The 9956-nt window shown below is 71.0% G+C and carries 6 protein-coding genes; 3 read left to right on the top strand and 3 right to left on the bottom strand.

All coding sequences use genetic code 11. From position 1 onward, the window contains the following. The 3 genes from HTZ82_RS15145 to HTZ82_RS15135 form a co-directional block, all read right to left on the bottom strand. A partial coding sequence (locus tag HTZ82_RS15145) for a family 2B encapsulin nanocompartment shell protein (RefSeq protein WP_175409906.1) occupies positions 1-1385 on the bottom strand: 1385 nt, incomplete at its 3' end. A 368-nt stretch (positions 1386-1753) separates the two neighbouring features. Continuing rightward, on the bottom strand, positions 1754-2626 hold the full coding sequence (locus HTZ82_RS15140) for a class II glutamine amidotransferase (RefSeq protein WP_175409905.1): 873 nt from the start codon (positions 2624-2626) through the stop codon (positions 1754-1756). Positions 2627-2639: 13 nt separating this feature from the next. Next, entirely contained in the window at positions 2640-4085 is a 1446-nt protein-coding gene (locus HTZ82_RS15135; RefSeq protein ID WP_175409904.1) for a glutamate decarboxylase, read from the bottom strand. Positions 4086-4323: 238 nt separating this feature from the next. Between HTZ82_RS15135 and HTZ82_RS15130 the strand changes: the two genes are divergently transcribed. The 3 genes from HTZ82_RS15130 to HTZ82_RS15120 all read left to right on the top strand — a co-directional run bounded on the left by HTZ82_RS15130 (position 4324) and on the right by HTZ82_RS15120 (position 9940). Next, positions 4324-5145 (top strand): lipase family protein, encoded by an 822-nt coding sequence (locus tag HTZ82_RS15130; protein ID WP_175409903.1) that lies wholly within the window; start codon positions 4324-4326, stop codon positions 5143-5145. Between the two features lie 138 nt (positions 5146-5283). Further along, on the top strand, positions 5284-6948 hold the full coding sequence (locus HTZ82_RS15125) for a hypothetical protein (RefSeq protein WP_175409902.1): 1665 nt from the start codon (positions 5284-5286) through the stop codon (positions 6946-6948). A 250-nt stretch (positions 6949-7198) separates the two neighbouring features. After that, positions 7199-9940: an AAA family ATPase gene (locus HTZ82_RS15120; RefSeq protein ID WP_175409901.1), complete on the top strand. Its 2742-nt coding sequence runs from the start codon at positions 7199-7201 to the stop codon at positions 9938-9940. The last annotated feature ends 16 nt before the right edge of the window (positions 9941-9956 follow it).

The raw sequence follows: 9956 nt of genomic DNA, 5'->3' as shown, positions 1-9956 counted from the left end.
CAGGCGTAGTCATGGTAGTGGTGCACCCCGACGTTCTGGAGCACGGCGACGGCGTCCTCCACCAGCACCGCGGCGTTGAAGTACGCGGTCATCAGGTAGGACGTGATGCCCTTCTGGTCCACGCCCATGTTCCGCATGGACAGGCCGGGTTCGACCTCGTCGGCCACGGCCGCGGGGCGCAGCCCGACGACTCCCTGCTCGGCCTCACCGGTCCGGACGAGGAGGATCTCGGTCGTCCCGACGCCGCCCGCACCGCCCGAGAAGCGCACCTTGTCGGAGGGCAGCAGGGGCACGCCGCGCCAGGTGAGCAGCGGGCTGCCGAACCGGTTGTCGGTGACGGGCGGAACGCCCCTGCGGGTGCACTCGCGGCCGAACGCGGCGATGGCCTTGGGGTGGGCGAGGAAGAACGCGGGCTGCTTCCACACCCGGGTGAGGAGCTCGTCGAGGTCGTCGGGGGTGGGCCGGCCGGTGCGGGACTGCACACGCTGGCCCGGGGCGACGCTGTTGAACAGGCCGTAGCGCGGGTGGTTCAGGAGTGAGGCCTCCTGCCGCTCGCGCAGCGCGTGCATGGTGAGGACGGACTGGGCGCGCGTCTGGTCGATGGGCCCGTTGTACAGATCGGCGACGCGGGTGTGGACGCGCAGGACGGTCTGGGCGAGCGTCATGTGGTACTCGCGGGGGGTGTCCTCGTAGTCGACGAACGTCCCCGGCAGGTCCGGTTCGCCGGCGTGTCCCGCGCTGAGGTCGACCGGCACTTCGGCCCCTGCCATGGAGGCGCCCTCGGTGAGATAGCCGTCGACGGCCGACCGTATCGGCTCATGGCGGTCGATCAGTTCGCTGAGGGCGGTGCGGTCCAGGCACAGGGCGACTCCGGCGGTGAGCGCCTTGACGCGGTACGGCATGGGCTCGCCGCGCGTCCAGGTCTCCAGGTCGAAGAACTGGCCGTCGCCGACGACCTCAAGTAACGCGTCCTCGCCGTACGGGCCGTCGACCCGCTTCTCGGCACGGCCGCGCACGAGCACCCAGAGGCGGTCGGCGGTGTCGCCGTCCGCGGCGAGCATCTCGCCCGGCTCGAAGGCGACTTCGGTGAAGGAGCCGGCCAGGCCGGCGAGCAGCGCGTCGTCGGCGTCCCGCAGGTAGGGCAGTTCGCGGAGGTCGCCGGGGACGACGCGGGCGGCGCCGTCCTCCGTGTGGGTGCTGATGCGGTCGTCGCCGAGGACGTACGTGCGGCGCCGGTTGACGCGGTAGACGCCGGACTCGACGTCCACCCAGGGCAGGGCGCGCAGCAGGTAGCGCGGGGTGATGCCGCGCATCTGCGGGGTGGTCTTGGTGGTGTTCGCGAGTTGCCGTGCCGCCTCGGGACTGAGACTCAGCCGGTCGCTCACAGGATCCTCCTCGCCCGGAAGGTGGGCGTGGCCTTCGGTCCGGCGGTGTGGTGTGCCGGGCCGAGGGTCACGCGGGAACGAGCAGCGATCCTCCGCCCGGCACCCATTAATCACAAGTGAGCATTTATAGGATGTTCCCTGCCTATGGCCTGATTCACCGGGTGTTCAGGCACGGCGTGAAAGGCCGGCAGAATCGCACGCCATATGGTCACGGCACGTGCGGTTATCGAACACTTCCCTTCCCGGATGTCCGCCTGTCGACCCTGAACTGGCCGAAGTCGGCCCGATTTGACGCCTTACGGATACTTTGGGATCCCTCAAGCGGCGCTTATGGGCCGGGCTGTTGCCGCCCGGGAGCCGCGCCGCCGTCAGACCGCCTGCTGTGACGCGGCCGCCTCGGCGCCGAGGTCGGCCGGGGTCAGCCGGTGCGCGGGCTCGTCGGGCAGGACGACGCGGCTCACGGTCTCCAGGTCGCCGCGTACGTGGAGGAGTTCGCCGGGGCGCAGGAGCCGCCAGCCGGGGTGGTCGTCCATGCGCTCGCTGGCGACCACCACCGCGGGCGCGGCCGCCAGGTCGGAGGAGTGGACCCGCATGCGGCCGGCCGTGCCGCTGTGGTCGAGGTGCCGCGCGCCGTGGTGGCCGCCGGGGCCGCGGCGCAGCACGTACAGGCCGTGTGTGTCCGGGTAGCGCAGCGCCCACAGCTCGTCGCGGGTGGTCAGGACCAGGTTCAGCGCGTACACGGGCAGGTGGGCGGCGATCCAGCGGGCGGCCCGTGTGATGCCCGCGGCGACGTTCCCGCCGAGGGCCTCCGTCTCCCGGTCGATCAGCGCGAAGAACCGCTCCGAGTCGGTGTCGCCGGTGATCGTGGCCCGCAGCTCCGCGCCGAGCTCCGCGTCCAGCCGGGGCAGGTCGCCGACGATGCCGTTGTGGGCGAAGAGCCGCCCGCCGCGCAGGAAGGGATGGGTGTTCCGGTCCGTCAGGTCACCGGTCGACGCGTACCTGATGTGGGCGAGGAACGTGGCCGACTCCACGCTCCTCGCCTCCCGGGCGAAGGCCCGGTCGTCGAACGCCGCCAGCGGCGCCTTGTCGACGTGCGGGGTGCCGTCAGCGCCGAAGAACCCGAGCCCTGTGCCGTCGGGGTCGCGGTGGCTCTGCTCGACGAGGCTGTCGGGCGCGTCCAGCAGCCAGAAGGTGGCGCGGGTACGGGACGGGGCGCTGCTGAGGCCGAAGAGGCGGCACATGGGCGTGCCCCGCTCAGCTCGCGGCCTCGGCGGGGCGGCGCCGCGCCTGGGGTCGGCGGTTCTCCGCCCCGTGCGCGAACCCGCCCGCGTCGGCGGCCGTGCGGTGCGGCCGCTCAAGGCGGGACAGCCGCGGCAGAACGCGGTCGAGGTCGTCCAGCAGCAGATCGGCGAGGTCGTGGCTGAAGCCGTTGCGGACGACGACCCGCAGCACGTCCAGGTCGTCCCGGTGCGGCGGGAACCGGTACGCGGGCACCAGCCAGCCGCGCTCCCGTAGCGCCGCCGACACGTCGTACACCGTGAATCCGTCCACGCCGTCACGCATCCGGAACGCGAACACCGGCGTCTCGCTGCCGTCCGTGACCAGCTCGAACGGGTCCAGCGCCGCGATCCTCCCGGCGAGCCGCGTGGCGACGTCCCGGCAGGTCGCCTGGACCCGCCGGTACCCGTCGATCCCGAGCCGTACGAAGGTGTAGTACTGGGCGACGACCTGCGCGCCGGGGCGGGAGAAGTTCAGGGCGAACGTCGGCATGTCGCCGCCGAGGTAGGTGACCTGGAAGACCAGTTCCTCGGGCAGGGCGTCCGCGTCCCGCCACACCGCCCAGCCCACGCCCGGCATGACCAGCCCGTACTTGTGCCCGGACGTGTTGATCGACGCGACGCGCGGCAGCCGGAAGTCCCAGACGAGGTCCGGGTCGAGGAACGGTGCGACCATGGCGCCGGACGCCCCGTCCACGTGGACGGGCACGTCGAGACCCGTACGGTCCTGCAGGGCGTCCAGCGCGGCCGCGATCCCGGCGACCGGCTCGTAGCTGCCGTCGAACGTCGATCCCAGCACCGCGACGACGCCGATGGTGTTCTCGTCGCACAGCGCCACGGCCGTCTCCGGGCTCAGGTGGTAGCGGTCGCCGTCCATGGGCACGTACCGCGGCTCGACCTCGAAGTAGTTCGCGAACTTCTCCCAGCACACCTGCACGTTGATGCCCATGACGATGTTCGGCCGGCCCGCGTCGCGCCCCTCGGCCCGGCGCCGCCGCTGCCAGCGCCGCTTCAGCGCCAGTCCGGCGAGCATCGCCGCCTCGCTCGAACCGGTCGTGGAACAGCCCACGACCCGCGCCGGGTCCTCGGCGTGCCACAGCCGGGCCAGCATGTGCACGCACCGCGCCTCAAGCTCGGCGGTCTGCGGGTACTCGTCCTTGTCGATCATGTTCTTGTCGGCGCACTCCGCCATCAGCCGGTGCGCCTGCGGCTCCGCCCACGTGCTGACGAACGTCGCCAGGTTCAGCCGCGCGTTGCCGTCCAGCATCAGCTCGTCGTGCACGAGCTGGTACGCGGTCTCCGGGGCCATGCCCGACGCCGGCAGGGCGTAGCGCGGCACCCGCACGGGCTCCCGGCTGAACAGCGGGTTCAGCTCCACGTCCCGGCTGGTGCGGCCGCCCTGGCGCGGCTCCCTGAAAGGCATCGTCCCGGCCCCTCTCTCTCGGCTGACCGGCCCGTACGTCCTTTCCCGCGAGGCGCCGCCGTCATGGCCGAGGTGGCACAAGACCCCCGGATCGTACGCACGCGCACCGTCGGCGGCGGTGCGGCTCGCCACCCTCCGTTCGGGTGAAGGCGGAGGGGCGTCGCCCCGAAAGCGCGGCGCCGGCGGCTATGACGGGGCACATCACCGATCGCGTCCCGTCTCTGGAAGGGGAAGTCCCTTGTCCGTACCGCAGACCATCGACCACCAGGCCCGCACGTGCGACCTCACGCTCGCCTACTGGCTGGCCCAGGCGTCGGACCTCGCCTACAAGGACGAGCCCACCATCGAGCAGCAGGCCCGGGAGTGGGGCTTCGACCGCGTACGGCACCACCACACGCGCTTCACGCCGCCGTTCCCGCTGGAGGACACCCAGGCGTACACCGTGGCCAGCGACCACATGATCATCACCGCGTTCCGGGGCACGGAACCGGCCCAGATCCGCGACTGGCTGTCGGACGCCACCACCCCTCCGTGGCCGGGGCCGGCGAAGACCGGCTTCGTCCACTACGGCTTCGCCCAGGCGCTGGACTCGGTCTTCCCGGCGGTCAGGGACACCATCGCGGAGTTCCGCACCAACGGGCAGACACTGTGGTTCACCGGCCACAGCCTCGGCGGCGCCCTGGCCATGCTCGCCGGCGCCCGCCTCTACCTGGACGAACCGGCCCTGCTCGCCGACGGCGTGTGCACCTTCGGTCAGCCCCGCACGTGCGACCGGCTGCTGGCCGCGGCGTTCAACAAGGGCTTCAAGAAGCGCATGTTCCGCTTCGTGAACAACAACGACATCGTGCCGCAGCTCCCGCCCGAGCCGGCCTTCACCCACGTGGACACCCTGCGCTACATCGACTCCGACGGAAGGGTGCGCGAGTCGGTCTCGCTGCTCGGCGGCCTGACCGACCGGGCCAAGGGCCTCACCGCGGACGCCTTCGCCCCCGCCAGTGACGGCGTACGCGACCACTCCATCCGCAGGTACGTCACCGCACTCGCCCACAGCCTCACCTGATCCCACCGCCGAACTCTAGGGACGATCACTGGGGTTCCGGGGGTGGAAGTCCGTCACTCTTGCTCCCCGTACCTGGTGGCACTCGGACGCGAGGAAGCGAGTGCCCCGTTTCGGTCGGTTGGAGAGAGGAATTGTCAGATGCCCTCGAAGTCAATACTCAGTGGACGCCGCCCACGGCGATATAGAACCAGAACGGGCTCGCTGATCGCCGCCCTCGCCGTCACGCTCGGCGGGCTGGCCGGCGTGGGTGTCACGGAGACACCGGCGCAGGCCACGAACGAGTTCACCCAGTACACCCCGAAGCTGCGGATCAAGCCCTCCGTCACCAGGCACTGGAAGGCCGCATGCCCGAAGGGCACGAAGATCAAGACACCGCCGCTGAGGGAGTTGAGCGTCAAAGCCGAGTACACGGTCCAGTCGAACCCGTCTCTGATCTTCGTGTCCGGCGGAAACCAGAACGAGCCGGGCTTCGGCAGCATCTGGACGGACGTGGACGGACGCTCGGGTGTCGAATATGTCATCCGGAACAACAGCGCGTTCCACGAGGAGATCCAGCTTCGGTACACATGCACCGGTACGCCGGATCCGGAGGAATCCACGCAGCAGACGTTCCCGAATCTGCCCTGGGACTGCGCCAACCAGAAGATGGAGTGGTGCAACACGCAGCCTCTGAAGCGGGCGGACGGGACGTGGTGGAAGGACATCCCGGTCGAGCCCAAGCCGTTCGGTAAGCCCGCCTGGGCATGCACTGAGGACGGTTCCACCCCGACGATCAACTTCACCCATTCATGGACGAGGGGCTCCACTTACAGCATTGAGACCAGCCGCGGCGTCACCGTTGAATTCGGCCTGGGCGAGCTTGGGGGGTTCAAGACTCTGTCCGCCGATATTTCAGCGAGCTTCACCAAGTCGACAGGCTGGACGTGGAGCACGGAGGAGACCTTCGGCGAGGAGTACCTCGACTACGGCAGTTCTCGGCAGAAGATGTGGTTCGAAGCCGCCCCGGCCATACGGGAGGCGAGCGGCACGTTCTGGGCCAAGTACGAGGACGGTGTCGAGGTCTACGAGACCGGCGGTGTGAACGGCTCGACATATGCAAAGAAAATCACGATCACCAGCCCTGTGATGGACGACATGCAAAAGGGCGGTGGCACGGTCACCTTCGAGAGTCGCCGTATGACGGCCGAGGAGGAGAAGTTCCAGTGCAGCGAGCCGGCAGAAACCGGCGGTATCCCCCTCGACAGCCCGTACTATGACGGGACCAACAGGATCTATGGGGACTCCACCTCCACCCCGGATATGCGCCTGAACGAGGTCAGCTCGCTGCGGGCTCTGAACAACACCAGCACCAGTAACGGTTCGTCTCTTTATGCGACTCCTGAGGCGGAGGCCCTCGGGCAGAAGTGGAAGGTGGAGTACCTCGGGAAGAGCGCCTGGCAGGGGAAGCCCTACTACCGCCTCAGGTCGATGCTCAACCCCAACAACTGCCTCGTCCTGCCGAACAACGACATTCAGCAGGCGGTGGTCGCGAGGCCCTGCGCCACTCCTGGTGGCCGCGCCTGGTTCCTTCTGGAACCGAGCAGCAACAACGGCTACTACCGGATCTACAACCCCGACCTCAAGGCCGCTCTCATGTCGTACGCATGGACCCTGGCAGGTGTCCCTGACGCCTCAGACGAGGTCTGCAAGAACCTCGCCGGCCAGCAGCCCCAGCTCATGTACTTCAAGAAGATCGATCCGAATTCTTCGAGCGTCTGTGGACAGTGGATGTTCCGGCTGGACAAGCCATGGCTGGATCTGTAGACGGCTGGGAGTCGCCTCGGTGAGCGGTGGTCCTGACCCAACGACAGTCGTTCTCGAATCCGTCTCGTGAACGGTGAAGAGGTCCCGTCCGATCGATCTGATCGGGCGGGACCTCTGTCCGTGGCCGGGCGGACCTCACTAGGGACTGTTCACAGGGCGCCGGTGCACCGGGCCCGAAAGGATCGTGGTCTCCTCCTGCCCACCGGGGCCGGAACCGAGTGCCGCGGTGGCGGCGAGGGGAAGTGGCGCCATGAGGAACGCGGACGTCTTCGTCGGGCGGGCGGACGAGCTCCACATGCTCAGGACCGCTGCGGAGAAGGCGGCGCAGGGGGACCCCTGGCTGGTGGAGGTGCGGGGCGAGGCCGGGGTCGGCAAGACGGCGCTGCTCCGCCACCTCGCCGAGGGACTGCCCGGATTCACGGCCCTGTGGGCCACCGGGGACCCCGCCGAGACGGACTACGCGTTCGGGCTGGTCGGCCAGCTCGTCTCCCGCGTCGGTCCGGAACACCTCACCGGGCTCCCGCTGCTGGGCGGGCCCCTGGCGCCCGGTGCGGCGCCGTTCGCCGTGGGCGCCGAACTCGTCCGCCTCGTGGGGGAGCTGCAGGGCGGAGGGCAGTCCGTGCTGCTGGTCGTGGACGACCTGCAGTGGGCGGACACCGAGTCGGCCAGGGCCCTGAGCTTCCTGCTCCGCCGGCTGTGGGCGGACTCGGTCCTCACCGTGCTGTCCGTACGAGGTGGGAGGAACGGCCTGCACGCACTCGACCCGTCCCTCGCACGGCTGCTTCTGCGCTCCTCGCAGGTCCTGCGGATCGAGCTGGGCGGCATGACGCCGCACGACGTCCGCCTGCTGGCCCGGGCACTCGGGCAGAAAGACCTGGACGGCGCGACGATCAGCGAGCTGCACGGACGCACCGGCGGAAACGCGCTCTATCTGCGCACCATCCTCAGCGAGTGCCCCGCCCGCGTCCTCACCGGCGACCTCGTCGGCAGGGCCGCACCGAGCTCGATCGCCCTGTCCATCGGCGCACAGGTGCGGGCCCTGCCGGGACCGAGCCAGGCCCTGCTGGAGGCCCTGGCCGTCGTCGACGCCCCCCGGCCCCTGGCCCAGGTCGCACGGCTGGCCGGGGTGGAGGAGCCCGCGACGGCGCTGGAGCACGCCCTGCGGGCCGGGCTCATGGACTGGGATCCCATGGACCCGACCAGCCCCGTGGCCCTGCGCCACCGCCTTCAGCGGGACGCCGTCTACGCCATGATGAGCCCGGCCCGGCGCCGGGAGCTCCACGCGGCTGCCGCCGGCCTCGTCGACGCCGACGCCGCCTGGGCACACCGGGTGGCCGCCGCGGACTCCACCGACCCCGTCCTGGCCGAGGAACTGGAGCGGGCCGCGCGGGCCGCGACCGCCGCGGGGCACTCCTCGCGGGCCGGCTCCTACCTCCTGTGGGCGTCCCGCCTGTCCACCGACCGGGCCGATCGCGAGACGAGGCTGCTCTCCGGTGCCGTGGAGCTCGCCATGTCGGAGAGCTGCTCACGCGTCAGGAAACTGCGCGACGAGGCCGTGGTGTGCTCCGAATCGCCGCTGCGGAGCTTCGTCCTCGGCGCGGCGGCGTTCTACGGGCTCGACTCCCTGGAAGCGGAACGCTGGTTCACCGCGGCCCTGGACGAGATCGAACGGACCGGGCGGTACACGGGGCTGACCGCGTCCGTCGCACTGAGCCTCCAGGTGACGTACCTGTGGCAGGGCCGCGCCGAGGCGGCCGAGGCCGCCGGCAGGCGGGCGCTGGACGAGGGCACGCTCGACCCGCGCCGCGAGAGCTTCGCCCGGGGCCTCCTCCTACAGGCCAGAGCCATGCTGACCGGCCCCGCGGCCGTGCTGCGTGACGCCCCGGCCGGCCCCGACGACCTGCTCTGGCGGGGCCTGCTCCGGCTCGACGCGGGCCGGCTGGCCGCGGCGGGCGGCGACCTGTCCGCGGTCGTGCAGCGGCTCAAGGAGGCGACGGTGACGCCCTTCGCCGGAACCCGCGCCCTGCACGGCCTGGCCCTCGTCCGCTACTTCCAGGGCTCCTGGGACGAGGCGGCCGCACTCGTCGACCAGAGCCTCTCCGTCACGCGTGCGGAGGGGAGGCTGTGGGACCTCGCTCCCGCTCACATGGCGGCGGCCCTGCTGACGGCGGGCCGGGGCGAGGGGGACAGGGCGGCGGGCCATGCCCGCCGTGCCCACGAGGCCGCGCAGCGCTCCGGGGCCCAGCAGGACGTGGTGGCGGCGGCGGTGGCCGAGGCGGCCGTCGCCCATGCCCGCGGCGACCACGCCGGCGTTCTCCAGGCGCTGGAGCCCCTGGCCGGCGGCACGGGCGAGCCGCCGGCGTACGCCCGGCTGTGGAAGCTGCTGTGGCGGCCACAGCGCGTCGAGGCGCTGATCCACACCGGCGAGTACGGCGCTGCGGACGAGGAGCTGCGGGAGCTCCGGGACACCGCACCCGAACCGTGCTTCCTCACCCCCACCTGGCACCGGCTCGACGGCATGCTCGCCGAGCGACGCGGCGAGACGGGCACCGCCCTCGCTCACTACCGAGCGGGGCTCGCGGAGCGTCCCACGGCCGACGACTTCCCCCTCGGCAGGGCCGAACTCGCGCTGGCCTGCGGGCGGCTGCTCCGCCGGACCGGCCGGCGGAAGGACGCGGTGAAGCTGCTGCACGAGTCCCGCGCCCTCCTCGCGGCGCTCGGCGCCAAGCCGGTGCTGGACCGCTGCGAGGAGGAGCTGATCGTCTCCGGAGCGCATCGCAACCGCGGGGGCGGCAGGGGCCTGCTCGAACTCACCGCCCGCGAACGCGAGGTCGCCCACCTGGTGGCCCGCGGCCTCACCAACAAGGAGATCGCGGCCGAGCTGTTCCTGAGCGAGAAGACGATCGAGTTCCACCTGCGCAGCATCTTCACGAAGCTGGCCGTGACCAGTCGGCGGCAGCTGCGCGACCAGGTACTCCGGACGAGGCGGTAGGCCGGCCGGACGCGCG

The sequence above is a fragment of the Streptomyces sp. TRM64462 genome, from assembly GCF_013362995.1.
GTDB lineage: Bacteria > Actinomycetota > Actinomycetes > Streptomycetales > Streptomycetaceae > Streptomyces.
This window is presented reverse-complemented; position numbering and strand designations above follow the sequence as displayed.